The 24,618-nt window shown below is 60.1% G+C and carries 28 protein-coding genes and 1 tRNA gene; 22 read left to right on the top strand and 7 right to left on the bottom strand.

Going from position 1 to position 24,618, the window contains the following annotated elements; genetic code table 11:
- Nucleotides 1-101: 101 nt before the first annotated feature.
- The 7 genes from hisI (at nucleotide 102) to tatC (ending at nucleotide 3,456) form a co-directional block, all read left to right on the top strand.
- Nucleotides 102-500, top strand: a complete 399-nt coding sequence (hisI, locus tag GZ092_RS08395) for a phosphoribosyl-AMP cyclohydrolase (RefSeq protein ID WP_293635932.1) — start codon at nucleotides 102-104, stop codon at nucleotides 498-500.
- A 6-nt stretch (nucleotides 501-506) separates the two neighbouring features.
- A complete protein-coding gene (locus GZ092_RS08390; RefSeq protein ID WP_293635931.1) occupies nucleotides 507-896 on the top strand; it encodes a phosphoribosyl-ATP diphosphatase in 390 nt (129 codons plus the stop codon).
- A 15-nt stretch (nucleotides 897-911) separates the two neighbouring features.
- A complete protein-coding gene (locus GZ092_RS08385; RefSeq protein ID WP_293635989.1) occupies nucleotides 912-1,292 on the top strand; it encodes a hypothetical protein in 381 nt (126 codons plus the stop codon).
- Entirely contained in the window at nucleotides 1,289-1,648 is a 360-nt protein-coding gene (locus GZ092_RS08380) for a histidine triad nucleotide-binding protein (RefSeq protein ID WP_293635930.1), read from the top strand. Before GZ092_RS08385 ends, GZ092_RS08380 begins: the two co-directional genes overlap by 4 nt.
- 159 nt (nucleotides 1,649-1,807) lie before the next feature.
- Entirely contained in the window at nucleotides 1,808-2,062 is a 255-nt protein-coding gene (gene tatA, locus GZ092_RS08375) for a Sec-independent protein translocase subunit TatA (RefSeq protein WP_293635929.1), read from the top strand.
- Between the two features lie 55 nt (nucleotides 2,063-2,117).
- On the top strand, nucleotides 2,118-2,585 hold the full coding sequence (gene tatB / locus GZ092_RS08370; RefSeq protein ID WP_293635928.1) for a Sec-independent protein translocase protein TatB: 468 nt from the start codon (nucleotides 2,118-2,120) through the stop codon (nucleotides 2,583-2,585).
- A 64-nt stretch (nucleotides 2,586-2,649) separates the two neighbouring features.
- The gene (gene tatC, locus GZ092_RS08365) at nucleotides 2,650-3,456 is read left to right on the top strand and encodes a twin-arginine translocase subunit TatC (protein WP_293635927.1); all 807 of its coding nucleotides are present in this window, start codon (nucleotides 2,650-2,652) and stop codon (nucleotides 3,454-3,456) included.
- Nucleotides 3,457-3,597: 141 nt separating this feature from the next.
- Here the strand turns inward: tatC and GZ092_RS08360 are convergent, their stop codons facing one another.
- Nucleotides 3,598-4,764: a trypsin-like peptidase domain-containing protein gene (locus GZ092_RS08360; protein ID WP_293635926.1), complete on the bottom strand. Its 1,167-nt coding sequence runs from the start codon at nucleotides 4,762-4,764 to the stop codon at nucleotides 3,598-3,600.
- Nucleotides 4,765-4,929: 165 nt separating this feature from the next.
- Here GZ092_RS08360 and GZ092_RS08355 point away from each other — a divergent pair, with 165 nt between their 5' ends.
- Nucleotides 4,930-5,694 (top strand): Nif3-like dinuclear metal center hexameric protein, encoded by a 765-nt coding sequence (locus GZ092_RS08355; protein ID WP_293635925.1) that lies wholly within the window; start codon nucleotides 4,930-4,932, stop codon nucleotides 5,692-5,694.
- Nucleotides 5,691-6,743 (top strand): 4-hydroxythreonine-4-phosphate dehydrogenase PdxA, encoded by a 1,053-nt coding sequence (gene pdxA / locus GZ092_RS08350; protein ID WP_293635924.1) that lies wholly within the window; start codon nucleotides 5,691-5,693, stop codon nucleotides 6,741-6,743. Before GZ092_RS08355 ends, pdxA begins: the two co-directional genes overlap by 4 nt.
- 72 nt (nucleotides 6,744-6,815) lie before the next feature.
- On the opposite strand, the gene mscL is transcribed toward pdxA, so the two are convergent.
- Entirely contained in the window at nucleotides 6,816-7,235 is a 420-nt protein-coding gene (mscL, locus tag GZ092_RS08345) for a large conductance mechanosensitive channel protein MscL (RefSeq protein ID WP_293635988.1), read from the bottom strand.
- Nucleotides 7,236-7,496: 261 nt separating this feature from the next.
- Between mscL and petA the strand changes: the two genes are divergently transcribed.
- The 6 genes from petA to GZ092_RS08315 all read left to right on the top strand — a co-directional run bounded on the left by petA (nucleotide 7,497) and on the right by GZ092_RS08315 (nucleotide 11,829).
- Entirely contained in the window at nucleotides 7,497-8,123 is a 627-nt protein-coding gene (gene petA / locus GZ092_RS08340) for a ubiquinol-cytochrome c reductase iron-sulfur subunit (RefSeq protein WP_293635923.1), read from the top strand.
- A gap of 109 nt (nucleotides 8,124-8,232) precedes the next feature.
- Complete coding sequence (locus GZ092_RS08335) at nucleotides 8,233-9,642, top strand: cytochrome bc complex cytochrome b subunit (RefSeq protein ID WP_293635922.1); 1,410 nt, start codon at nucleotides 8,233-8,235, stop codon at nucleotides 9,640-9,642.
- An 18-nt stretch (nucleotides 9,643-9,660) separates the two neighbouring features.
- Nucleotides 9,661-10,416, top strand: coding sequence for a cytochrome c1 (locus tag GZ092_RS08330; RefSeq protein WP_293635921.1), 756 nt, complete (start codon nucleotides 9,661-9,663; stop codon nucleotides 10,414-10,416).
- A gap of 119 nt (nucleotides 10,417-10,535) precedes the next feature.
- The gene (locus GZ092_RS08325) at nucleotides 10,536-11,147 is read left to right on the top strand and encodes a glutathione S-transferase N-terminal domain-containing protein (RefSeq protein WP_036806026.1); all 612 of its coding nucleotides are present in this window, start codon (nucleotides 10,536-10,538) and stop codon (nucleotides 11,145-11,147) included.
- Between the two features lie 42 nt (nucleotides 11,148-11,189).
- Entirely contained in the window at nucleotides 11,190-11,741 is a 552-nt protein-coding gene (locus GZ092_RS08320) for a ClpXP protease specificity-enhancing factor (RefSeq protein WP_293635920.1), read from the top strand.
- A gap of 12 nt (nucleotides 11,742-11,753) precedes the next feature.
- A tRNA-Thr gene (locus tag GZ092_RS08315) sits at nucleotides 11,754-11,829 on the top strand.
- A gap of 117 nt (nucleotides 11,830-11,946) precedes the next feature.
- On the opposite strand, the gene GZ092_RS08310 is transcribed toward GZ092_RS08315, so the two are convergent.
- The gene (locus GZ092_RS08310) at nucleotides 11,947-12,261 is read right to left on the bottom strand and encodes a hypothetical protein (RefSeq protein WP_293635919.1); all 315 of its coding nucleotides are present in this window, start codon (nucleotides 12,259-12,261) and stop codon (nucleotides 11,947-11,949) included.
- A 301-nt stretch (nucleotides 12,262-12,562) separates the two neighbouring features.
- Between GZ092_RS08310 and secA the strand changes: the two genes are divergently transcribed.
- The 4 genes from secA to GZ092_RS08290 all read left to right on the top strand — a co-directional run bounded on the left by secA (nucleotide 12,563) and on the right by GZ092_RS08290 (nucleotide 18,000).
- Nucleotides 12,563-15,325 carry a preprotein translocase subunit SecA gene (secA, locus tag GZ092_RS08305; RefSeq protein WP_293635918.1) on the top strand — a complete coding sequence of 921 codons (2,763 nt, stop codon included), beginning with the start codon at nucleotides 12,563-12,565 and terminating at the stop codon, nucleotides 15,323-15,325.
- A gap of 69 nt (nucleotides 15,326-15,394) precedes the next feature.
- Entirely contained in the window at nucleotides 15,395-16,636 is a 1,242-nt protein-coding gene (gene argJ / locus GZ092_RS08300) for a bifunctional glutamate N-acetyltransferase/amino-acid acetyltransferase ArgJ (RefSeq protein WP_293635917.1), read from the top strand.
- 18 nt (nucleotides 16,637-16,654) lie between these two features.
- A complete protein-coding gene (locus GZ092_RS08295; RefSeq protein WP_293635916.1) occupies nucleotides 16,655-17,536 on the top strand; it encodes an ATP-binding protein in 882 nt (293 codons plus the stop codon).
- 14 nt (nucleotides 17,537-17,550) lie between these two features.
- A complete protein-coding gene (locus GZ092_RS08290) occupies nucleotides 17,551-18,000 on the top strand; it encodes an NUDIX domain-containing protein (RefSeq protein ID WP_293635987.1) in 450 nt (149 codons plus the stop codon).
- A gap of 139 nt (nucleotides 18,001-18,139) precedes the next feature.
- On the opposite strand, the gene GZ092_RS08285 is transcribed toward GZ092_RS08290, so the two are convergent.
- The gene (locus GZ092_RS08285) at nucleotides 18,140-18,310 is read right to left on the bottom strand and encodes a hypothetical protein (protein WP_293635915.1); all 171 of its coding nucleotides are present in this window, start codon (nucleotides 18,308-18,310) and stop codon (nucleotides 18,140-18,142) included.
- Here GZ092_RS08285 and GZ092_RS08280 point away from each other — a divergent pair.
- A complete protein-coding gene (locus GZ092_RS08280) occupies nucleotides 18,309-19,652 on the top strand; it encodes a hemolysin family protein (RefSeq protein WP_293635914.1) in 1,344 nt (447 codons plus the stop codon). The genes GZ092_RS08285 and GZ092_RS08280 overlap by 2 nt on opposite strands.
- 21 nt (nucleotides 19,653-19,673) lie before the next feature.
- Here the strand turns inward: GZ092_RS08280 and GZ092_RS08275 are convergent, their stop codons facing one another.
- Together GZ092_RS08275 and GZ092_RS08270 are read right to left on the bottom strand one after the other, a co-directional pair.
- Nucleotides 19,674-20,339 carry a lytic transglycosylase domain-containing protein gene (locus tag GZ092_RS08275; protein WP_293635913.1) on the bottom strand — a complete coding sequence of 222 codons (666 nt, stop codon included), beginning with the start codon at nucleotides 20,337-20,339 and terminating at the stop codon, nucleotides 19,674-19,676.
- Nucleotides 20,340-20,366: 27 nt separating this feature from the next.
- Nucleotides 20,367-22,109 (bottom strand): proline--tRNA ligase, encoded by a 1,743-nt coding sequence (locus GZ092_RS08270; RefSeq protein ID WP_293635912.1) that lies wholly within the window; start codon nucleotides 22,107-22,109, stop codon nucleotides 20,367-20,369.
- A 103-nt stretch (nucleotides 22,110-22,212) separates the two neighbouring features.
- Here GZ092_RS08270 and GZ092_RS08265 point away from each other — a divergent pair, with 103 nt between their 5' ends.
- Entirely contained in the window at nucleotides 22,213-22,920 is a 708-nt protein-coding gene (locus GZ092_RS08265) for an RNA pyrophosphohydrolase (RefSeq protein WP_293635911.1), read from the top strand.
- On the top strand, nucleotides 22,917-23,429 hold the full coding sequence (locus GZ092_RS08260) for a CNP1-like family protein (RefSeq protein ID WP_293635910.1): 513 nt from the start codon (nucleotides 22,917-22,919) through the stop codon (nucleotides 23,427-23,429). The genes GZ092_RS08265 and GZ092_RS08260 overlap by 4 nt, the downstream gene beginning before the upstream one ends.
- A gap of 48 nt (nucleotides 23,430-23,477) precedes the next feature.
- On the opposite strand, the gene proB is transcribed toward GZ092_RS08260, so the two are convergent.
- Nucleotides 23,478-24,614 carry a glutamate 5-kinase gene (gene proB / locus GZ092_RS08255; RefSeq protein WP_293635909.1) on the bottom strand — a complete coding sequence of 379 codons (1,137 nt, stop codon included), beginning with the start codon at nucleotides 24,612-24,614 and terminating at the stop codon, nucleotides 23,478-23,480.
- Between the last annotated feature and the right edge of the window lie 4 nt (nucleotides 24,615-24,618).

Genomic DNA, 24,618 nt, shown 5'->3' with positions numbered 1-24,618 from the left:
GGACGGGCGCTTGCAGCTATTGAATTCATAGTGCTTGCATGCGCCGCAAGGACACGCTGGCCACATCAGAACAGCCTTCCACAATCGCGGACAATACCCTCATGAATTGGTTAGACACGGTCCGTTGGGACGACAAGGGCCTGGTGCCCGTCATTGCGCAGGAAGCCGGCAGCGGCGACGTGCTGATGTTCGCCTGGATGAACCGCGAGGCGCTCGAAAAAACCGCCGAACTGGGCCAGGCGGTGTATTTCAGCCGCTCGCGCAATCGCCTGTGGCACAAGGGCGAGGAGTCCGGTCACTTTCAGGTCGTGCATGAAATCCGGCTGGATTGCGACAGCGACGTGGTGCTGCTCAAGATTACCCAACTTGGCCACGAACCCGGTCAGCCGGGAATAGCCTGCCACACCGGCCGCCACAGCTGCTTTTTCAGCCTTTACCAACATGGCCAGTGGGTCGCGACCGAACCGGTCTTGAAAGACCCCGCCAGCATCTACAAATAGCCTGCAATGCACACCCTGAACACCAACGACACCCTTGAGCGCCTGGCGTCCATCATCGAGAGCCGCAAGCCAGCGCAAGGCGGCGACCCGTCCACCAGCTATGTGGCGCGCCTGCTGCACAAGGGCCCCGATGCTTTCCTGAAGAAAATTGGCGAGGAAGCCACCGAAACCGTGATGGCCGCCAAGGACATCGATTACGGCGGCGCCACGCCCGAACTGCAAGGCAAACTGGTCGGCGAAGTGGCAGACCTGTGGTTCCATTCGCTGATCGCGCTGGCGCACTACAACCTGCGTCCTGCCGATGTGCTGGCCGAACTGGAGCGCCGCGAAGGCACCAGCGGCATCGAGGAAAAGGCGCTGCGCAAGGCACAGCTCCGCGAAGCCACCAACGATTGAGGAAGAGAGCTAACCCTGCGCGACGATATCGTGACGATTGAGCCTGACGAAGGGCTGAAAACCTGGGGCTGGGTCAGCTACCTGCTGCACCTGGTGGTGGCGGTGGCGGCCGTGCTTCCGGGCGCCCAGGTGTCCATTGCGCTGCTGCTGATTGCGCTGGTGATTGACCTCGTCAAGCGTGGCGACGCCGCCAACACCTGGCAGGCCTCGCACTTCAGCTGGCGCATCCGCTCGGTGCTTTGGGCAGGCATCCTGTATTTGCTGACGTCCTGGCTCTGGCTGCTGTTCATCGTGCCCGGCTGGATTGCCTGGGGTCTGATCTCGGTCTGGTTTTTGTACCGCATCGTCAAGGGCATGGTGCGCATGAACGCCGGCCGTTCCGTGGAGGCTGCATGAGCCATTTTGACAACTGTATTTTCTGCAAGATCGCCGCTGGCGCCATTCCCAGCCGCAAGGTGTACGAGGACGATGAGCTGTTCGCCTTTCACGACATCCATCCTTGGGCGCCGGTGCATTTTCTGATGATTCCCAAGGCGCATATTGCGTCAATGTCGCAGGTTGGCCCGGAGCACGCGGGCTTGCTGGGTCGCATGATGGTGCTGGCCCCACGGCTGGCGATGGAGCAGGGCTGCAATGCTTATCCGGCAGGTGGTTTTCGCACCGTGATCAATACCGGCGAAGAGGGCGGCCAGGAAGTGCATCACCTGCATATGCATGTCATTGGCGGTGCGCGGCCGTGGCTCAAGGGCTGAGACCGCATCGCGGCCATAGGCAGGTAGGCTGAAAAGGTTGGTTTTTAAACTACCCAGCAGGCTTGCAGGGTCATAGGTGCTGTCACATGGGGCCTTTAGAATCAGGCTTTGTCACAAACATGGCAGTCAATCGACTGTTTTCAGATTAAGGAGATGACTATGGGTGGATTTTCCATATGGCACTGGTTGATCGTGCTGTTGATCGTGGTGATGGTGTTTGGCACCAAAAAACTCAGAAACATGGGCAGCGACCTGGGCGGCGCCGTCAAGGGTTTCAAGGACGGCATGAAGGATGGCAGCCAGCTGCCCGAAGATGAAAAGCCGGTGGTTCCCGCCAGCCAGGTGACCAATGCCCAGGCAAAGGCCACGTCTGAGCGCAACACGGTTGACGTCGAAGCCCGGCAAAAGCCCTGATGCACGCCGGAACTTTCCTTTTGGCGTGTTCGATGCCTTGCGGGGCTGACCTGCCGTGATTGACCTGGGTATCTCAAAAATCGCCCTGATCGGCGCAGTTGCGCTGATCGTCATCGGGCCTGAAAAGCTGCCGCGCCTGGCGCGAACCGTGGGCACGCTGCTGGGCAAGGCGCAGCGCTATGTCAACGACGTCAAGCAGGAAGTCAACCGTTCCATGGAGCTGGACGAGTTCCGGAAAATGAAGGAAACCGTCCAGGATGCGGCTCGCGACGTTGAAAGTTCGATCCGTACCGGCGCCACTGATTTTGAAAAATCGTGGTCAGACACGGCGACCTCCACCACGTCCGACAGCTTGTCCGGCTTCGAGGTGTTTCCCGAGTACCGGCATCCGAAAAAGAAGTGGCGGCTCAAGCGCGGCGCCACGCCGCAATGGTTCAAGGCCCGCTCGGGCGTTCGCACCAAGGCCCAGTCCGGCGCGGCCCGGGTGGCACGATTTCGTCCGCAGCCCAGCCGCAAGGCCTGAAGCATTCCCCTGAATTTTCCTTTGCGTGCAGACCGGCGCAATTCACACAGCGCAAACTTCCTCCATGAGCGATCCCAATTCCACCGGCGGCGACGACAAGCCCGACGAGCTCGCAGGCACCGAGCAACCCTTCGTGCAGCATCTCATGGAGTTGCGCGACCGGATGATCAAGGCCGTGATTGCCATCGGCATTGCGGCGGCCATCCTGGCGGTGTTCCCCGGACCGGGTGCCCTGTATGACCTGATGGCTGCGCCGCTGGTGGCCAGTTTGCCCAAGGGTGCGACCCTGATCGCCACCAACGTCGTGTCGCCGTTTGTCGTGCCGATCAAGATTCTCTTCATGGCGGCCTTCATGATCGCGCTGCCCGTGGTGCTTTACCAGGTGTGGGCTTTCGTGGCGCCCGGCCTGTATTCGCATGAAAAAAAGCTGGTCATGCCGCTGGTGGTTTCCAGCACGGTGCTGTTTTTCATCGGCGTGGCGTTTTCCTACTATGTGGTGTTCGGCCAGGTGTTCAGGTTCATCCAGAGCTTTGCGCCCAAGTCGATCACCGCAGCGCCTGACATCGAGGAATACCTGAACTTCGTGCTCGGCATGTTCCTGGCGTTCGGACTGGCCTTCGAGGTGCCGATCGCGGTCATTTTGCTGGTGCGCATGGGCGTGCTGACGGTTGCCCAACTGCGCGAATACCGGGGTTATTTCTGGGTGGCCGCCGCCATTGGCACCGCGCTGGTCACGCCGCCCGATGCCGGCTCGATGATCATGCTGCTGGCGGTGGTGGGCGGTTTGTACGAGGTCGGTATTCTGGCCGCCCAGATGTTCCTCAAGAGCACCAAGGCGCCGGACACCGACTCGGAAGTCGCCAAATCCTGAAACCGCACCGATTTTAAGGAAATATGGCTGCTTGCGCAGCAGCCATAATGACTTATTGCTATTGATTCAGTAGCGAATGATGCGGTGATCAGGGCAAGTGCCTCACGCCGTAACCGTTGATTACGAATCACCCGCGCGCCTTTAGCGCTGCACCTTGGGCCGCTGGCGCTGGGCCGGTGTCACTGAAATATCCACGGGGCCGTCGCCGCGCAGCACCTTGAGCGGTGCAGGTGTGCCGGGCTTGAGTGCGGCGACCGCCGTCAGCAACTGGCTGACATTGCGGACTGGATGGCCATCAACGGCCATGATCACGTCGCCCGGCCGGATTCCACCCAGGGCGGCGGGTCCGTTCTGCAGCACGCCCGTGATGATCACGCCGCCGGCCTTGGCCGCTTCCGGCTTGAGCTTGAAGGCCTCGATCAGCTCGGCATTGAGTTCCTGTGGCTCGACGCCGATCCAGCCGCGCGTGACCTGCCCTTCGGCCACGATGCCCTCGAGCACCTGCTTGGCGGTGGACACGGGAATGGCAAAACCAATGCCCATGGAGCCGCCCGAGCGTGAATAGATGGCGGTGTTGATGCCCAGCAGGTTGCCATTCACATCGACCAGCGCGCCGCCGGAATTGCCCGGGTTGATCGCCGCATCGGTCTGGATGAAATTTTCGAAGGTGTTGATGCCCAGCTGGTTGCGGCCCAGGGCGCTGACGATGCCGCCGGTCACGGTCTGGCCCACGCCAAACGGATTGCCGATGGCCAGCACCGGGTCGCCCACCTGCAACTCGTCCGAGTTGCCCAGGACAATCACGGGCAGCTTGTCCAGATCGATCTTGAGAATGGCCAGATCAGTGTCGGGGTCGGTGCCGATCACCTTCGCCCGGGTCTTGCGGGTGTCGTTGAGAACGACCTCGATTTCATCGGCGCCTTCGACCACATGGTTGTTGGTCAGGATGTAGCCGCTGCTGCTCACGATCACGCCGCTGCCCAGGCCTGCCTGTGCTTCGCCCGGGTTCTGGTCGCCGAAGAAAAACCGGAACCAGGGGTCGTTCATTTGCGGGTTTTTGGCGGCCGCCTTGCTGGTGTTGATGCTGACCACGGCTGCCGACGCTATTTTTGCAGCCGCAGCAAAGCTGCCGATGGGGCTGGCCGGACCGGCGGCACGCGGCAGGCTGCTGGCGGGTGCTTCGATGACGGAAACACCGCCAATCGTGGCGCGCCTGTTCAGCCACTGCGGCTGGAGCGTGGCAACGACGAAATAAGCTGCCACCAAAATGGTGACGGTCTGGGAAAACAGGAGCCAGGTGCGCTTCATGGATCAAAAAGGAGTTGGCTGGCGTAAAAGAAAAGCGGGTGCAGGCGGTGCAGTCGATCTACAGGCCGCCAAACACGTATTGTGCTGCAAGCCACTGGAAAGCCGTGAATACGGGAAAAAATCCGGAAGACCCGGCAGGACGACCATGCCTGAGACAATCCCGGCATGAACACCACAACGAGACAGGAGTTGCTGGCGGCGTTTGACGCGCTGCTGCAGCCGGAGCGCTTCAAGGACTACGGCCCCAACGGCTTGCAGGTGGAAGGAAAAACGCAGGTGCGCCGGATGGTTTCCGGGGTCACGGCCAGCCGGGCGCTGATCGAAGCGGCCATTGACGCCCAGGCCGACGCCATCTTTGTGCACCATGGCCTGTTCTGGCGCGGCCAGGACGGCCGCGTGACCGGCTGGATGAAGCAGCGGCTGGCGCTGCTGCTGGCCCACGACATCAGCCTGTTTGCCTATCACCTGCCGCTCGATGCGCATCCCGAGCTGGGCAACAATGCGCAGCTGGGGCGGCAACTGGGCTTGACGACCATTAGCTGCTTTGGCGAGCAGAGCCTGGGATTTTTGGGTGGGCGAAGCGATGGCGGCAGTTTTGCCACCCCCGGCGATCTGGCCCGGCACATTGAAAATACGTTGAAAAGGCCTGTTACGCAGGTGGGACCGGCACAAGCAGCTATCAAAAAAATAGCTTGGTGCAGCGGCGGAGCGCAAGGCTATTTCGAGTCTGCCATTGCCGCCAGCGCCGATGCCTTCATCACCGGCGAGATTTCAGAGCCGCAGGCGCACCTTGCACGCGAGATGGGCGTGACCTTCATTGCCTGCGGCCACCATGCCTCGGAGCGTTACGGCGCGCCGGCGCTTGCCTCGCATGTCGCGGCGCAATTCGGCCTTTATCACCAGTTCATTGACATCGACAACCCTGCATGACCATCCCAACCCGACCTTTCCTCATCACCATGGGCGACGCCGCCGGTATCGGCCCTGAAATCATCGCCAAGGCCTTCGCCCGGTCACCACAGGACCTGACGGACTGCGTGGTGGTCGGTGACGTGCCGACGCTGCGCCGCGCTTGCGCGCTGGTGGCCTTCCAATCCGGAAATCCGGCAATGCCGGTAGCCGAACTGGATTCGCTGGCCGACCTGCCGGCGGTGCCGCCGAACTGCATCGGCGTGCTGCAAAAATGCGTACTGCCTGCCCTGGTTCCCTATGGACAGATCAGTGGACTGGCCGGCAGGGCTGCGGCAGACTGCATCGTCTGGGCCGCCCGCGCCGTGCTGGCGGGCGAGGCTGCCGCCATGGTCACGGCGCCGATTCACAAGGAAGCCCTGTCAGCCGCCGGTGGCTGGGCGGCCCGTTTCCCGGGCCATACCGAAATGCTGCAGGCCGAGGCCGCCGCGTTCCTGGGCAAACCGGTGAGCCAAGTCCCGGTGCGCATGATGCTGGCCAATGAGGAACTCAGGACGGTGCTGGTGAGCATTCACATGTCTCTCAGAAATTCGATTGACGCTGTGACCTTCGACAACGTGCTGCAGACCCTGCGCATCGCGCACCATGCGCTTAGGGCCGGTCTGGGGCGACCGCCGCGCATTGCCGTGGCGGGCCTGAATCCGCATGCCGGCGAGGGCGGGCTGTTTGGCACGGAGGAGCAATTGATCATTGCCCCCGCCATGGCGGCCGCCTTGCGTGAAGGCCTGGATGTGCGGGGCCCCTTTGCCCCGGACACGGTGTTCATGCGTGCGCGCAACACCGTCTCCAAGCCCGGCGAGTTTGACGTGGTGGTGGCCATGTACCACGACCAGGGCCTGATTCCAGTCAAATACCTGGGGGTGGAGCAGGGCGTCAACGTCACGCTCGGATTGCCACTGGTGCGCACCAGCCCGGACCATGGCACGGCATTCGACATTGCCGGCACCGGCCACGCAGACCCATCCAGCCTGCTGGCCGCGATCCGAATGGCGCGCCAGCAGGCTGCATAGCCCATATTTGAAGGATCTTTTGCTGCGCCCTGAATCAACACGGCGCTGATCGATGCGCATGGAGGGCGGGCGTCAAACCTGGCGTTTCAGGCTGTCGCGGATTTCACGCAACAGCACGATGTCTTCTGCCGTGGCCGGCGGAGCGGCGAGCGGGCGGGGCTTACGAAGGCGGTTCATCTGCTTGATCATCATGAAGATGATGAAAGCCAGGATGATGAAATTCAGCGCCACCGTGATGAAGTTGCCATAGGCGAAGACGGCGCCCGCCTTTTTTGCTTCGACCAGCGGGAGTCCTGCGGCCTGCCCGGCCATCGCAACATAGTAATTCGAGAAGTCGAGCCCGCCAAAGAGCTTGCTGACCACCGGCATGATCAGGTCGCCGACGATGGAATCGACAATTTTGCCGAAAGCCCCTCCAATGATCACACCGACGGCCAGGTCCATCACATTGCCCTTGACGGCAAATTCCTTGAATTCCTGCATCATTCCCATGGTTTGACTCCAGTTCCTTGTGATTGTTATACCGGCACCGCACTGCGGCAGCCGCGAAATAATTATGCAGCTTTTGCACGTATTCACAAGCTGCCTGGAAGCATTGTTTGCAACAAAGCAGGCGTGCCTTTCAATTGTAAAAGGCCGGACAAGGATGACCTCAAACCATGGCAAAGCCTTCAAATATCACTTCCTGCTCCGCTACAATCGCGGGTTGACCCCCCACTATTCCTTTTTCAAGCCAGTTCTTGAAGGACTTCCATGACCCAAGCAAGCGTAATGGGCGCGCCACACGGCGCGCCTGTCGATAAAGATAAAAGAAACTGGATCGTCGCCACCTGTGCCGTAGGCGGAGCAGGCGTTGCCGCCGTGGCCGTGCCGTTTGTGAGCACTTTCCAGCCGTCCGAGCGCGCCAAAGCCACGGGCGCTGCGATCGAGGTCGATATTTCTGCCCTGAAGCCGGGTGAAAAGATGACCGTGGAATGGCGTGGAAAACCGGTCTGGATCGTCAAGCGCACGCCCGAGCAGCTGGCGTCCCTCCCCCAGGTCGACAACCTGCTGGCAGACCCCAAGTCTGAACGAAAGCTGCCTGAGTGGACCCCTGAATACGCGCGCAATGAAACCCGTTCCATCAAGGCCGACACCTTGGTGGTGGTAGGCATTTGCCCGCACCTTGGCTGCTCGCCTTCCGACAAGTTCCAGACCGGCGCGCAGCCATCGCTGCCTGATGACTGGCACGGCGGCTTCCTGTGTCCTTGCCATGGATCGACGTTCGACCTGGCGGGGCGCGTGTATAAAAACAAGCCTTCGCCTGACAACCTTGAAGTCCCGCCCCATATGTACCTGTCGGATGCAAAGCTGCTGATTGGTGAAGACAAGAAGGCTTGAAGGCCTGCTACCTCTTTTCAAAAAAGACCCTGCCGCCCGCCCTTGAAACCCTGCCGTAGCGCACTGTATCAATCCAAGGCCAAAGAACCTCACCGAACCAGGATCAGTTATGGCTGTATTCAAAGAAATTTCCCCCGATGCCCCGCTTGCCGACAAGGCAATGACATGGGTTGACAACCGTTTCCCCGCCAGCAAGCTCTTCAAAGAGCACATGAGCGAGTACTACGCGCCGAAAAACTTCAATTTTTGGTACATCTTCGGTTCGCTGGCCCTGCTGGTGCTGGTCATTCAGATCGTCACCGGGATTTTCCTGACGATGAACTACAAGCCTGAAGCATCGCTGGCTTTCGGCTCGGTCGAATACATCATGCGCGATGTGCCCTGGGGCTGGCTGATCCGCTACATGCACTCCACCGGCGCTTCGGCCTTTTTCGTCGTGGTTTATCTGCACATGTTCCGTGGACTGATCTATGGCAGTTACCGCAAGCCGCGCGAGTTGATCTGGGTGTTCGGCTGCGCGATTTTCCTGGCACTGATGGCCGAAGCCTTCATGGGCTATCTTCTGCCCTGGGGCCAGATGAGCTACTGGGGCGCCCAGGTCATCGTGAACCTGTTTGCCGCCATCCCGTTCATCGGTCCTGACCTGGCCCTGCTGATTCGCGGCGACTATGTGGTGGGCGATGCAACGCTGAACCGCTTCTTTGCCTTCCACGTGATTGCCGTGCCGCTGGTGCTGCTGGGTCTGGTCGTGGCGCACATCATTGCATTGCATGAAGTCGGCTCCAACAATCCCGATGGCGTCGAAGTCAAGGGCCCGAACGCGCCGCGTGATGCCAACGGCCATCCGCTGGACGCCATCCCATTCCACCCGTACTACACGGTGCACGACATTTTTGCTGTCAGCCTGTTCCTGATGATTTTCAGCGCCATCATCTTCTTTGCACCGGAATTTGGCGGTTATTTCCTGGAGTACAACAACTTCATCCCGGCCGATCCGCTGAAAACGCCGCTGCACATTGCCCCGGTCTGGTACTTCACGCCTTATTACTCAATGCTGCGCGCCATCACCAGCGAAATGATGTATGCATTGATCGCCTGCGTGCTCCTGGGTGCCGTGCTGGGGGTGCTGAAAGCCCGCATCGCTGGCTTGTTCAAGGCCATCATCGTCGGCGCAGCCGTGGTGCTGGTTGGCGCCATGCTGTTGATCGATGCCAAATTCTGGGGCGTCGTGGTCATGGGCGGTGCCGTCATCATCCTGTTTTTCCTGCCATGGCTGGACAACAGTGAAGTCAAATCCATCCGCTACCGTCCAAGCTGGAACAAATACCTTTACGGCATCTTCGTGATCAACTTCTTCATCCTGGGTTATCTGGGTGTGCAGCCGCCTTCGGCGATCGGCGAGCGCGTTTCCCAGGTTGGCACTTTGTTCTACTTCGGTTTCTTCCTGCTAATGCCGTGGTGGAGTCGGCTGGGCACTTTCAAACGTGTTCCCGACCGCGTTATTTTTGCGGCCCATTGAGAGCAGGAAGCTACAACCATGAAAAAAATAATTTTTGCCCTCATCACTTCCCTGGGTCTGCTGGCGGGTGCGCAGGCCTCTGAAGGCGGTATGGTTTGGGACAAGGCGCCCAACAAGACGAATGACATGGCTGCCTTGCAAAATGGCGCCAAGCTTTTCGTCAACTACTGCCTGAACTGCCACTCGGCAGCCTTCATGCGCTTCAACCGACTGAAGGACATTGGTCTGACCGATCAGCAGATCAAGGACAACTTGTTGTTCACGACTGAAAAAGTTGGTGAAACCATGAAGGCGGCGATCGATCCGAAACAGGCCAAGGACTGGTTTGGCGGAACGCCACCCGACTTGACCGTGATCGCCCGCTCACGTGCCGGCGCGGGCGGCTCGGGCGCAGATTACCTGTACACGTACATGCGCACTTTCTACCGTGACGAAACCAAGGCAACGGGCTGGAACAACCTGGCTTTCCCCAACGTGGCCATGCCGCACGTGCTGTGGGAGTTGCAGGGCGTGCGCAAGCCGGTGTATGACGAGAAGGAAGAGCATGGCCACAAGGTTGCCGTTTTCAAGGGCTGGGAACAGGTCACACCGGGTTCGATGACCCCGTTGCAATACGACCAGGCCATGGGCGACCTTGTCGGTTATCTTCAGTGGATGGCAGAGCCTGTGCAAAATACCCGTGTTCGCATCGGTGTATGGGTGCTGCTGTTTCTGCTTGGCCTGAGCTTTGTGGCCTGGCGCCTCAACGCGGCGTTCTGGAAAGACGTCAAATAGTTTTTGTGCCGATCAATGCGCCCGGGGGTTTCCCTGGCGCATATTGGTACCTTCGGAGTGGACGGTTCTAAGGTTTGAATCTTAGCCTTCCACTCTTTTGCTTTTAGGAGTTCCGAATCATGATGGTCCTTTATTCAGGTACAACCTGCCCTTTTTCGCACCGCTGCCGTTTCGTATTGTTTGAAAAAGGCATGGATTTTGAAATTCGCGATGTTGACCTGTATAACAAGCCTGAAGACATCAATGTGATGAATCCCTACGGTCAGGTGCCCATTCTGGTCGAGCGCGACTTGATCCTGTACGAGTCGAACATCATCAACGAATACATTGACGAGCGTTTCCCGCACCCGCAGCTCATGCCCGGTGACCCGGTGGACCGCGCTCGGGTTCGGCTGTTTCTGCTGAATTTTGAAAAAGAACTGTTTGTTCACGTCAGCGCCCTTGAGTCCCGTGCTTCCAAGGGGAACGAAAAAGCGCTTGAAAAATCACGCGCCCATATTCGTGACCGCCTGACGCAACTCGCGCCCATTTTCCTGAAGAACAAGTTCATGCTCGGGGACAATTTCTCGATGCTCGACGTGGCGATCGCACCGCTGCTCTGGCGCCTGGATTACTACGGGATCGACCTGTCAAAAAATGCGGCACCGCTGCTCAAGTATGCCGAGCGTATTTTTTCACGTCCCGCTTACATCGAAGCATTGACGCCTTCCGAGAAGGTGATGCGCAAATAATCCCGCATCAAATTTAAAGGAATCAGCAACTTGGCCGACTTCATGAATGCACCAAATGCCACGTCAACCCGTCCCTACCTGATTCGTGCCTTGTACGAATGGTGTACCGACAACGGTTTCACGCCTTATGTGGCCGTATCGGTGGACAACACCGTGCAAGTGCCACGTGAATACGTCAAAGATAACGAGATCGTGCTGAACATTGGGTTCGATGCCACCAGTTCCCTGACCCTGGGGAACGAGTTCATAGAATTCAAGGCTCGTTTTGGCGGCGCTGCGCGTGAAATTCTGGTGCCCATCAGCCATGTGATCGCCATTTATGCGCGCGAAAATGGGCAAGGCATGGCGTTTCCGCTCGAAACAATGCCTGCGGGAAGCGGCGACTCCCGTGCATCACAGCCTGCCGCGCCAGTTCAGGAGGCCTTGCCGGCTGGCCAATCTTCATCGGAAACGCCTGACAGCAAGATCATGCAACTGGTGGAAAACGTGCCGGACACGCATGCTACCGGCAAAGTCAGGCACAAGAAAACGGATGCGCCTGAACCGCCCAGGCCGCCGACCCGCCCACGTCCTTCACTCAAGCGTGTGAAGTAGAATACGATTTGTGCCGCTTTAGCTCAGTTGGTAGAGCAACCGCCTTGTAAGCGGTAGGTCGTCAGTTCGATTCCGACAAGCGGCACCATTCAATGGAATTGCGTAAAAAGCATGGCTTATGCATACCACGAAAGCATTGTTTGCTATTTATTGAATAGCGTCATGCAAAAATCCCCACTCCCGGATTTCGCTTCATCTCAAGCTTTCACGGTTTCCTGGCGATCAAAATTTTCAGCCGGATGGACTTCACTTTCCAGCCCTGACGCAACAGGCTCGACTGGATGAGCGGGATCAGTTGCCGGATTTTTGCTGAAGCTGCATTGCCACTCACCAGAAGACACCAGTTTTCACCATCAATAGGTCCTGCCTTGACGGCCGATTGCAAGGCTGGAGGAATCAGCGTTTCAATGGCTTTCAACCGATGGTTCGATTCACGGACCAAGTCGGTGAGCCGCGCCAGGGACGGCGAATTGCCGGCCGCCTGGTGCAAGCTCACTGCGGATTGCAAACGTCTGTGCATGGTCAGTTTTTGATGGGAGTCGGCATGGCGTTCTGATTATCGTAGATGCCGTTCCCTGGTTTTTCAGCGTCATTGTCTTTAAACGGCTGCCGATACCCAGGCTTTGCTCAATTTCCCCCTGAAGACCTGAAAACTGCATCCATTGGGATCACGTGGAGGGCAGCTTTCCGGGCAGCGCTAAAATCTGCGGTTTGCGCACGGTTGAACTAACCGTTTGTGCCCACAGCTAAGTTCCGTACTCAATAAGGGATTTTGGCCGCATTGCCAGCTCAGGGGAGCGGTGATTCGCGGCTTCGCATTTATGGCTTCCAATATCCTGACAAAAATTTTCGGTAGCCGCAACGACCGGCTGCTCAAGACCTACCGCAAAACCGTTGACCAGATCAATGCATTGGAAACGCAATACGAAAAACTCGACGACGACCAGTTGCGCGCCAAGACGCAGGCGTTCAAGGATCGGGTAGCCGCTGGCGAAACCCTGGATGCCCTGCTTCCGGAGGCTTTTGCCGTCGTGCGCGAAGGCAGCAAACGCGTCATGAAGATGCGCCATTTCGATGTTCAGATGCTGGGCGGCATGTCGCTGCACAATGGCAAGATTTCGGAAATGCGTACCGGCGAAGGCAAGACCCTGACCGCCACGCTGCCGGTGTACCTCAATGCCCTGACCGGCAAGGGCGTGCATGTGGTCACGGTCAATGACTACCTGGCCAGCCGCGACGCGCGCTGGATGGGCAAGCTGTATAACTTTCTCGGCATGAGTGTCGGCATCAACCTGCCCAACATGTCGCGTGAGGAAAAGCAGGCGGCCTACAACGCCGACATCACCTACGGCACCAACAACGAATTCGGCTTTGATTACCTGCGCGACAACATGGTGTATGAGGTCGGCGACCGCGTCCAGCGCGGGCTGAACTTTGCCATCGTCGATGAGGTGGACTCGATCCTGATCGACGAGGCGCGCACCCCGCTCATCATCAGCGGCCAGGCCGAAGACCACACCGAGATGTACCTGGCCATCAACCAGGTCGTTCCCTTGCTGACACGCCAGGAAGGCGAGGCCGATCCGCGAACGGGCGAGGGCGTTACCAAACCCGGCGACTACACGATCGATGAAAAGACGCACCAGGTGTTCCTGACCGAACAAGGCCACGAAAACGCTGAACGCATCCTGTTCGAGATGGGCCTGATTCCCGAAGGCGCCACGCTCTACGATCCGGCCAACATTTCGCTGATGCACCATTTGTATGCCGCCCTGCGCGGCAACCTGCTGTACCACCGCGACCAGCATTACGTGGTGCAAGACGGCGAAGTCGTGATCGTGGACGAGTTCACCGGCCGCCTGATGTCGGGCCGGCGCTGGAGCGATGGCCTGCACCAGGCGGTTGAAGCCAAGGAAGGTGTTCAAATCCAGGCTGAAAACCAGACGCTGGCCTCGATCACCTTCCAGAACTATTTCCGCCTGTACAAGACCTTGGCGGGCATGACCGGAACGGCCGACACCGAAGCCTACGAATTCCAGGAAATCTACGGCCTCGAAACCACGGTCATTCCGCCCAACCGCGTGAGCAAACGCGAAGACCAGCTGGACCGCGTGTACAAAACGACGCGCGAAAAATACGAAGCCGCCATCAAGGACATTCGCGAATGCTACGAGCGCGGGCAGCCGGTACTGGTGGGAACAAGCTCCATTGAAAATTCCGAAATCATCGACCAGCTGCTCGCCAAGGAAAACCTGCCGCACCAGGTGCTCAATGCCAAGCAGCACGCCAGGGAAGCCGACATCGTGGCGCAAGCCGGGCGTCCGAAGATGATCACCATTGCCACCAACATGGCGGGTCGCGGCACCGACATCGTGCTGGGCGGCAACCTTGAAAAAATGATTGAACCGGTTGAAGCGGACGAGTCACTGGATGCTGCCGCGAAAGAAACTGAAATTGCCCGCTTGCGCGCTCAGTGGAAACAGGAGCACGAACAAGTCACCGCGCTGGGCGGCTTGCGCATCATTGCGACCGAGCGGCATGAGTCGCGCCGTATCGACAACCAGCTGCGTGGCCGTTCGGGCCGTCAGGGTGACCCAGGTTCCTCGCGCTTTTACCTGGGCCTGGACGATCCGCTGATGCGCATTTTTGCCGGTGACCGCGTCAAGTCCATCATGGAGCGGCTGAAAATGCCCGATGGCGAGGCTATTGAAGCGGGCATTGTCACGCGCAGCATCGAGTCGGCGCAGCGCAAGGTCGAGGCGCGCAACTTCGACATCCGCAAGCAACTGCTGGAATACGACGACGTCTCCAACGACCAGCGCAAGGTGATCTACCAGCAGCGCAACGACATCATGGACGCCAGCGACCTGCAGCCGCAAATCGCGTCGCTGCGCGAAGGCTGTTTCACCGACCTGGCGCGGCAGTATGTGCCGGCGGAAAGTGTTGAAGAGCAGTGGGACGTGGCCGGGCTTGAAAAAACGCTGCGCGAAGACTGGCACATCGAACTGAACCTGCGCCAGGACATCGAAGCCGCCACGGCCATCACCGACGAGGAAGTGCTGGAGAAGGTCAGCGCCGCCGCTGAAGCCGCCTTTGCCGACAAGCTGGAAAAGATCGGCAAGGAAAACTTCACGCAGTTCGAACGCGTGGTGCTGCTGCAAAGCATCGACAGCCACTGGCGTGAGCACCTGAGCGCGCTGGATTATCTGCGCCAGGGCATTCACCTGCGCGGCTATGCCCAGAAACAGCCCAAGCAGGAATACAAGCGTGAAGCTTTTGAGTTGTTTGGGCAACTGCTGGACAGCGTGAAGAACGAGGTCACCAAGACCTTGATGACGGTACAGGTCCAGTCGAACGAGCAACTCGAGCAGGCGGCCGAAGCGCTCGAAAGCAGGGCGGAAAACATCAGCAATGTGACCTACACCGCACCGACTGAAACAGGTGAAACGGAAACGACGGTCGATGAGGCGACGCGGCGGCGGCAGGCCATCCCTGCATCGGCCCTGCCGCGTGTCGGCCGCAACGATCCGTGCCCGTGCGGCTCCGGCAAAAAATACAAGCTCTGCCACGGCAAACTGACCTGATCCCCTGCGCGTCCCGACCCTTTCACGGGCGCCTGCGGCGTCCCAACCCTGTCTTATTGGAGCCGATCCATGCCTGTCAACCTGATTGCCACGCCCGCCGCCGACCTTCATGCCGTGCCGGGCGTGCGCTGGGGCATTGCCGAAGCCGGTATCCGCAAGGCCAATCGCAAGGACCTCGCCGTGCTGCTGCTCGATGAGGGCGCGTCGGTCGGCGCGGTCTTTACCCAGAACCGGTTTTGCGCCGCGCCGGTGCAAATCTGCCGCGAACATCTGGCCGCCCATGCAGGCCGGAGCCATGGCATCCGGGCCATGCTGATCAATACCGGCAACGCCAATGCCGGCACCGGCCAGGATGGACTGGTTCGCGCCCAGTCCACCTGCATCGAACTGGCCCGTGCGCTGAACCTGTCGCCCGAGCAGATATTGCCGTTTTCAACCGGCGTCATCATGGAGCCGCTGCCGAATGACCGGATTGCCGCCGGGATTCCTGCGGCGCTGGCCGATGCCAAAGCGGAAAACTGGGCCCATGCCGCCGAAGCCATCATGACCACCGACACGGTGCCCAAGGCGTTTTCAACCCGTGTCAAGCTGGGCGGCGCCACGGTCACCATCACCGGCATCAGCAAGGGCGCGGGCATGATCCGTCCGAACATGGCCACCATGCTCGGCTTTCTGGCGACTGATGCCTGCGTGTCGCAGGCCTTGATGGCGCAACTGGCCAGGGAACTGGCCGAAGCCTCCTTCAACCGCATCACGATTGACGGCGACACCTCGACCAACGACTCCTTCGTGGTGATTGCCAGCAACCAGGCCGCGCATGCGCCGGTGACGTCGCTCGACAGCGCGGACGGGCAGGTCTTGCGCGCGGCCATGATGGGCATTGCGCAGCAACTTGCCCAGGCCATTGTTCGCGACGGCGAAGGCGCGACCAAGTTCATCACCATCTGCGTCGAAGGTGGAAAAACCGGCGAGGAATGCCGACAGGTGGGCTATGCCATCGCCCATTCGCCATTGGTCAAGACGGCATTTTTTGCCAGCGACCCCAACCTGGGGCGCATTCTGGCCGCCGTGGGATATGCCGGCATTGCCGACCTGGACCAGACGAAAATCGACCTTTACCTTGACGACGTGCTGGTGGCCAAAAACGGCGGCCGGCATCCCGACTATGTTGAAGCCGACGGCCAGCGGGTGATGAAGCAAAGCGAGATCACCGTGCGTGTCGTGCTGGGTCGGGGTGAGGCTGCCGACACCGTCTGGACTTGCGACCTGTCCTATGACTACGTCAAGATCAACGCGGATTACCGCAGCTAAAACAACAGGTGATTGCGCATGAACGAACAGTTTGAACGCCTGATGGTGCGCGTCGAGTCGCTGATGGCGCGCATCGAGTCCGTCCTGCCGCAACCGCTGGGCGCGCCGGACTGGAGTGCCTCCGTGGCCTACCGTTACCGCAAGCGCAGTTCCGGCCATGCTTCGCTGGAACCGGTCCGGCACCTGGGCACGCTGCAACTGGCTGACCTGAAGGAAATCGAGGACCAGAAGGAAAAAATCCGCCGCAACACCGAGCAGTTCGTCAGCGGCCTGCCGGCCAACAACGTATTGCTGACAGGCTCGCGCGGTACCGGAAAGTCGTCGCTGATCAAGGCCTGCCTGAACGCGTATTCGGCGCGCGGCCTGCGCCTGATCGAAGTGGACAAGGCCGACCTGACCGACCTGCCCGACATTGTCGATGTGGTGTCCGGCCTGCCGGAAAAATTCATCGTCTTTTGCGACGACCTCAGCTTTGAAGAAGGCGAGCCCGGCTACAAGGCGCTCAAGTCCATTCTGGACGGCTCGATTGCCGCTGCCACGCCAAACGTGCTGATCTACGCCACCAGCAACCGCCGTCACCTGCTGCCCGAGTACATGATGGAGAACCTCACCTACACGCACACCGAGGATGGCGAAGTGCATCCCGGCGAGGTGGTGGAGGAAAAGATTTCCCTGTCCGAGCGCTTTGGCCTGTGGGTGAGTTTCTATCCCTTCAGCCAGGATGAATACCTGACCATCGTCGCTCAGTGGCTGTCGTCGTTTGGCGTGAGTGCCGAAGCTATCGCCGCAGCGCGCCCGGCCTCGCTGGTCTGGGCGCTGGAGCGCGGCTCGCGCAGCGGGCGCGTGGCCTACCAGTTTGCGCGCGACTACGCCGGCCAGCATGCGGCCACGCTTCAGTGACTGAGCCGGTGCTGATGGCGGACGTGTCCAGTCCCCGCGAAGGCGGTCCCGAACGCAAGGTCGTCGAGGTGGCGGTGGGTGTCTTGATCCAGCCCGGCGGGCAGTTTTTGCTCACCTCCCGCCCGCCCGGCAAGGTCTATGAAGGCTACTGGGAGTTCCCGGGCGGCAAACTGGAGGCCGGCGAGAGCGTTGAAGAGGCCTTGCGCCGTGAACTGCAGGAAGAAATCGGCATCACCATCGGCGTCGTCCATCCCTGGAAAGTCGAGATGGTCGATTACCCGCATGCCCTCGTTCGCCTGAACTTCTGCAAGGTCTTCGACTGGCAGGGCGAGTTGCAGATGCACGAAGGCCAGATGTATGCATGGCAGTGCCTGCCGGTGCAGGTAGCGCCCGTGCTTCCGGGAACGGTTCCGGTTCTGGCGTGGTTTGCGCAAGAGCGCGACGCGCCAGCGTCCTCGGGTTGAACTGCAAACAAATTTTTAGTGCCAAACAGGCCTTTTCCGCTTAACTGGTCTGCACAAGCAGCTATTGATTCAGTAGCAATAAGCTGTTCAGTACCTTGAAGGCTTGATGCAATAGCGGCGCGATTTTTCTCTAAAGCGTTCAGTAAGGACTGACCCGCGCTTCCCAGGCCTTGCCCCATTGCTGAAACAAGCGCACCGCATTTTTGCCTGCACACTGGCTTGGCTTTAAGCATGCCAATACCTCTTCATGGACCGCTAAACTTAATGCCCGGCGAGCCCATGCCGCCAGTATCTGCTGATTGCCTTTCATGACCCTTTACCAAAGCCTTTTTGTGATTGGCCTGCTGATCGCAGCCAGCGCATTTTTTTCCGTGTCGGAAATTTCCCTGGCGGCTTCGCGCCGCCTGCGCCTGCGCCAGATGGCCGATGATGGCAATGCACACGCCGAACGCGTGCTGCGCATCCAGGAACAGCCGGGCGACTATTTCACCGTCGTTCAGATCGGCCAGAACGCCGTGGCCATTCTGGGCGGCATTGTGGGCGAGGGCGCGTTAAGCCCGCATTTCAATGCATTTTTCGAACTCTGGCTGCCAGCGCCGACCGCCCAGACCGTGGGCTTTCTCAGCTCCTTCCTCATCGTGACCTCGCTGTTCATCCTGTTCGCAGACCTTTTCCCGAAGCGACTGGGGATGGCCACGCCCGAGCTCCTAGCCATCCGCGTGTCGCAGCCGATGAAGGTCTGCATGATGCTGATGCGCCCCCTGGTGTGGTTGTACAGCCGCCTGGCCGACGCCCTGTTTCGCCTGTTCGGCCTGTCCTCGCTGCGCGACGACCGCATCACCTCGGACGATATCTTGGCCATGATGGAAGCCGGTGCCGTGGCCGGTGTGCTGGCAGCACGCGAGCAGCAGGTGATCACGAATGTGTTTGAACTCGACACCCGCACGGTGGGCAGCGCCATGTCGCCGCGTGACCGGATTGCCTTCTTTTTGCGCGATGACCTGGACGCGGTGATCCGGCTGCGCATCGCGGCCGAACCGTTTTCGACTTATCCGGTGTGCGAGGGTGACATCGACCATGTGGTCGGCTATGTCGATGCCAAGGATTTGTTTCAGCGTGTGCTCAACAGCCAGCCGATTTCACTGGCCGACGACAGCCTGGTGCGCAAGGTGCTGGTCGTTCCCGACCGGCTGACGCTGTCCGAAGTGCTGGAACAGTTCCGGCAGGTCCACGAGGACTTCGCCGTCATCGTCAACGAATACAGCATGGTGGTCGGCGTGGTGACGCTCAATGACGTGATGAGCACCGTGATGGGCGACCTGGTGTCGCCCTTCGATGAAGAACTGATCGTGCGGCGCGACGAAAACTCCTGGCTGATTGATGGTGCCACGCCCATCGAGGACGTGCTGCGCGCGCTGGGGCTTGATCATTTACCGCACGAAGAGGACTACGAAACCCTGGCCGGTTTCCTGATGGTGATGCTGCGCCGCGTGCCCCGGCGCACCGACAGCGTGAGCTGGGGCGGCTTCAAGTTCGAGGTGCTCGACGTTGACAGCTACCGCATCGACCAGGTGATGGTGTCGCGGCTGGCCGATAGCACTGCCGGCACGGCCTTGGCTGTGGCGGATTCAGCAGGTCCGGCTTCGTCCTGACGCGCCGGCAGCCTGTCTGCTTCAGCCGACGGCGCGGTCCCCGGGCAGCCAGCTTCGCTGCGCGGCAAACACCGCTTCGGGGTAGGGTGCCCGGCCCCGGCTGCCGTTGTAGCGTCCCAGGCCCAGGAAGGGATCACCGCGCTCGCGGTCCAGGTAATGGCGAAGAATCACGCAGCCGAAGCGGAGGTTGGTCTGCATGTGGAACAGCTTGCCCGGGTCGCCATCGCCAATCACGCGCGTCCAGAAGGGCATGACCTGCATGTAGCCGCGCGCGCCGACGCTGCTGACGGCGAACTTGCGAAAGTTGCTTTCGACCTGAATCAATCCCATGACCAGCGTCACGTCCAGCCCGGCGCGCCTGCTTTCGTACCAGACCGTCTGCAAGAATTCCTGGCGGATCTGCAATTCGGGTATTTTGCGTTTCAGGCGCTCGCTCATGGCGCCCAGCCAGCGCAGATATGCCAGCTTGCTTTCGGTGCTGCCAAATTCTGGAATCGGCGGTGCATGGTTGGCAATGGCCGAGCCCAATGCCGTTCGCACCGAGTCCATCAGCGGCTCCTCAAGCTGACCTCCGGCACTGGCATGCTGCGAAAGTAATAGCGATAACCCCCCGCCGGACAGGCGGGAGAGCCATTTTCTTCTTGAGAAAGTCACTGAGATTTCTGTGAGGGGCAGGGGCACGGTCATGCGCGGATCAAGACGGTCTGCCAGCCTTCACAACGCCAGTTTGTCTTTGAGGAAGCCGAACACGTTCGCCGCATCGACCTGGCTGGCGGCCGTGTCGCGGCGGTGCTGGTATTCGATGTGGCCTTCCTTCAGGCCCCGGTCGCCAATCGTGATGCGGTGCGGCACGCCAATCAGTTCCCAGTCGGCGAACATGGCGCCCGGCCGCTCGTTGCGGTCGTCCAGCATCACATCGACGCCTGCGGCCAGCAATTCGGCATGCAGTTTTTCGGCGGCGGCCTTGACGTCGGGAAAACGGTCCGGGCTGATCGGGCAGATCACCAGCGTGAAGGGGGCAATTGCATCCGGCCAGATGATGCCGCGCTCGTCATGGTTCTGCTCGATCGCAGCCGCCGGCAGGCGCGTGATGCCGATGCCGTAACAGCCCATTTCCAGGAATTGCGGCTTGCCGTTTTCACCGAGGAAGGTGGCGTTCATGGCCTGGCTGTATTTGGTGCCGAGGTAAAACACATGGCCGACCTCGATGCCGCGCTCGATCGCCAACACGCCTTTTCCGTCCGGCGAGGCATCGCCTGCCACCACATTGCGCAGGTCGGCGACCCGTTCGGGTTCGGGCAGGTCGCGGCCCCAGTTGACGCCCGTGATGTGAAAATCGGCTTCGTTGGCGCCGCAGATCCAGTCGGCCAGCACGGCGACTTCCCGGTCCACCACCAGCTTGACCGGCTTTTTCAGGTTCAGTGGCCCGAGGTAGCCCGGCTCGCAGCCAAAGTGATCGTCAATCTCGGCCAGCGTGGCAAACCGAAAGCCCTGAAGTCCAGCAACCTTGCCGACCTTGATTTCGTTCATGTGGTGGTCGCCGCGCAGCAGCAGCAGCCAGACCTGTGTCTTGACAACTTCGCCGGCTTCGTTGGTCTGGTCCGTGGCCAGCACCAGCGACTTGACGCTGGTTTCCAGCGGAATGCCGAGCAGTTCGGCCACATCGGCGCAGGTGGCTTTGCCCGGCGTTACCGTTTTGGTCAGCGGCTGCGAAGCCTGCTGGCGCGGGCCGGCGGGAGCCAGCGCCTCGGCTTTTTCCATGTTGGCTGCGTACTCGCTGGTTGGGCAATAAACGATGGCGTCCTCGCCGGTGGCAGCAATCACCTGGAATTCTTCGCTCAGGTCGCCGCCGATGGCGCCGCTGTCGGCCGCCACGGCGCGGTACGTCAGGCCGAAACGGTCAAAGATCCGGCGATACGCCTGCGCCATGTTCTGGTAGCTGACCTTGGCGGCGGTGGCGTCGCGGTCGAAGCTGTAGGCGTCCTTCATGATGAACTCGCGGCCGCGCATCAGGCCAAAACGCGGACGGCGCTCGTCGCGGAACTTGGTCTGGATCTGGTAGAGGTTTTTCGGCAGCTGCTTGTAGCTGCGGATGTCCTGGCGCATCACGTCGGTGACAACTTCCTCGCTGGTCGGCTGCACCACGAAGTCGCGGCCATGGCGGTCCTTGATGCGCAGCAGTTCAGGCCCCATGCTTTCGAAGCGTCCGGTTTCCTGCCAGAGTTCGGCGGGTTGCACCACCGGCATGCTCATTTCAATCGCGCCGGCCCGGTTCATTTCCTCTCGGACAATCGCTTCGACCTTGCGGATCACGCGCAGGCCCATGGGCATGTAGTTGTAGATGCCGGCGCCCAGTTTCTTGATCAGGCCGGCGCGCATCATGAGTTGGTGGCTGACGATTTCCGCGTCGGCCGGAGCTTCCTTGAGAGTGGAAATGAAGAACTGGGAGGCTTTCATGGGCTATTTTTCTGGGTTTGGAGACTGTCGTCCGGCCGGGCGCTTGGCGGGTGCGCCTTCGCTGTGCATAATGGACTCAGTTTAAAAATTTTGAGGTTTGATTATGCTTGACAGGGACGGATTTCGGCCCAACGTCGGCATCATCTTGCTCAACCAGAGAAGTCAGGTATTTTGGGGCAAACGCATCCGTACCCACTCATGGCAATTCCCGCAAGGCGGCATTGATCGGGGCGAAAACCCCGAGCAAGCCATGTTCCGCGAGTTGCATGAAGAGGTTGGACTGCACCCACAGCACGTTCAGGTGCTGGCCCGTACCCGAGACTGGTTGCGCTATGAGGTGCCTGACCGATTCATCCGGCGCGATGCGCGCGGACATTACAAAGGCCAGAAACAAATCTGGTTTCTCCTTCAACTGGTCGGTCACGACTGGGATTTGAACCTGCGCGCCACCAACCATCCCGAATTCGATGCGTGGCGCTGGAACGACTATTGGGTGCCGCTCGATGTGGTGGTCGAGTTCAAGCGCGGTGTTTATGAAATGGCACTGACAGAGTTGTCCAGGTTTGTGCCGCGTTGCGAATTCCGTTTCGACGCGCGTCCGGAGCAGCGCAACCGCTATCTGCGCGGCGGACTGCACCAGCGTGACCTGCTGGCCGGCCAGCCGGCGGAGTCGGCATCGTTTCTCGCCGGGGGCGGGATTCCTTCTTGCGCCAGCCGGCCGGGAGTTCCTTTCGAGTTGCCGCCCGGCGCCACTTTTGAGCCTGATCCGCAGACCAGCTTCGGTCTGGATGCACCCACGAAAAAAGCATGAAATTCAAGTCAGTCGCGATAATTGCCAGTCTTCTGCTGCTTGGCTTGACCACCCCGGCCTGGTCGCAGTTCGATGTCGATGAACCCGACTGGAAGGAATCGGACTTACCGCCACCGCCCGCTTTCGATGTGGGCAAGCTGGTCGCTCTGGAGGTGTCCCCCAATTCATCGCTGGTTTACGGCGTCGATCCTGCGTCCATCAGCATCACCCGGAGTGACGGCGTGGTGCGTTATGTGATGGTGGCGACCAGCGCCAGCGGTGTGCGCAACGTGATGTACGAAGGCATACGCTGTGCTACTGGTGAGTTCAAAACCTATGCCCGTTACTCGAGCGACGGGAAGTGGACTTCGGTCAGCAATCCGGAATGGCGCCCGATGTTTGGCAATATGCCTTCGAAACACCCCTTGCGCCTGGCGAAGGCTGGCGCTTGTGACAACGCAGCGCCAGCAACGTCGGTCAAGGAGATGGTGAGCCGGCTGAAAAACCCGAATTACAGGGTGATGCCATAAGCCAGGAGCCGGCAGAATTTTGCTGGCGATGCCGGCCCGGCGCCAGGCTCAGCGGCTTAGGATCAGGTTGGTGCGGTGGACCATTTCGGATTCGCCGGTGTAGCCGAGCAAGCGTTCGAATTCCGACGAAACCTTGCGGCAAATCAGCCGGGCTTCCGAACTGGAGTAGTTGGCAAGTCCCCGTGCAATTTCGGTTCCATCCGCATCCCTGACGGCAATCACGTCGCCGCGTGAAAAATCACCCTGAACCGCGGTCATGCCGATGGGCAGCAGGCTTTTTCCGCCGATCCGCACCATGCTGGCAGCACCGGGGTCCACCGTGACGGAACCACGCAATTGCAGGTGATCTGCCATCCATTGCTTGCGCGCCTGCATCTTCTGGGTCTGGGCCACCAGCAGCGTGCCAATCGCCTCGCCTTGGGTCAGCCGGATCAGGGCTTGGGGTTCACGGCCCCAGGCAATCACGGTCGAGGCACCTGAACCCGCCGCACGCTTGGCCGCCAGGATTTTGGTGATCATGCCGCCGCGGCCAATGCTGGAGCCGGCGCCGCCCGCCATGGCTTCCAGTGCCGCATCGCCGGCCTTGGCTTCATGAATGAATTCCGCCGCCGGGTTTTTGCGCGGATCGGCGGTGTACAGGCCCTTCTGATCGGTCAGGATGATGAGCGCATCAGCTTCGACCAGGTTGGCCACCAGCGCACCGAGCGTGTCGTTGTCGCCGAACTTGATCTCGTCATTGACGACCGTATCGTTCTCGTTGATGACCGGCACTACGCCAAGCTGCAGCAGCGTCAGCAGGGTGGAGCGGGCATTGAGGTAGCGCTCGCGGTCGGCCAGGTCGGCATGCGTCAGCAATACCTGTGCGCTGCCGATGCCGTTTTCGCGGAGCTTGGTTTCATACATCTGCACCAGGCCCATCTGGCCCACGGCCGCCGCCGCCTGCAGTTCGTGGATGGCCTTGGGCCGTGTACGCCAGCCCAGGCGTTTCATGCCCTCGGCAATCGCGCCGCTGCTTACCATGATGACTTCGCGTCCGTCCTTGACCAGGGCAGCCAGCTGCTCGGACCACTGGCCGATGGCCTCGGCATCCAGGCCGCGGCCTTCGTTGGTCACCAGGCTGGACCCGACCTTGACCACAATGCGCCGGGCGTTGCGCAGAACAGGAGAACCTGAAGGAACGTGCATTTTT

It is taken from the genome of Polaromonas sp. (assembly GCF_010365105.1).
Lineage (GTDB): Bacteria > Pseudomonadota > Gammaproteobacteria > Burkholderiales > Burkholderiaceae_C > Polaromonas.
The sequence above is the reverse complement of the archived record's forward strand: the minus strand, read 5'-3'. Positions and strand labels throughout refer to the sequence as shown.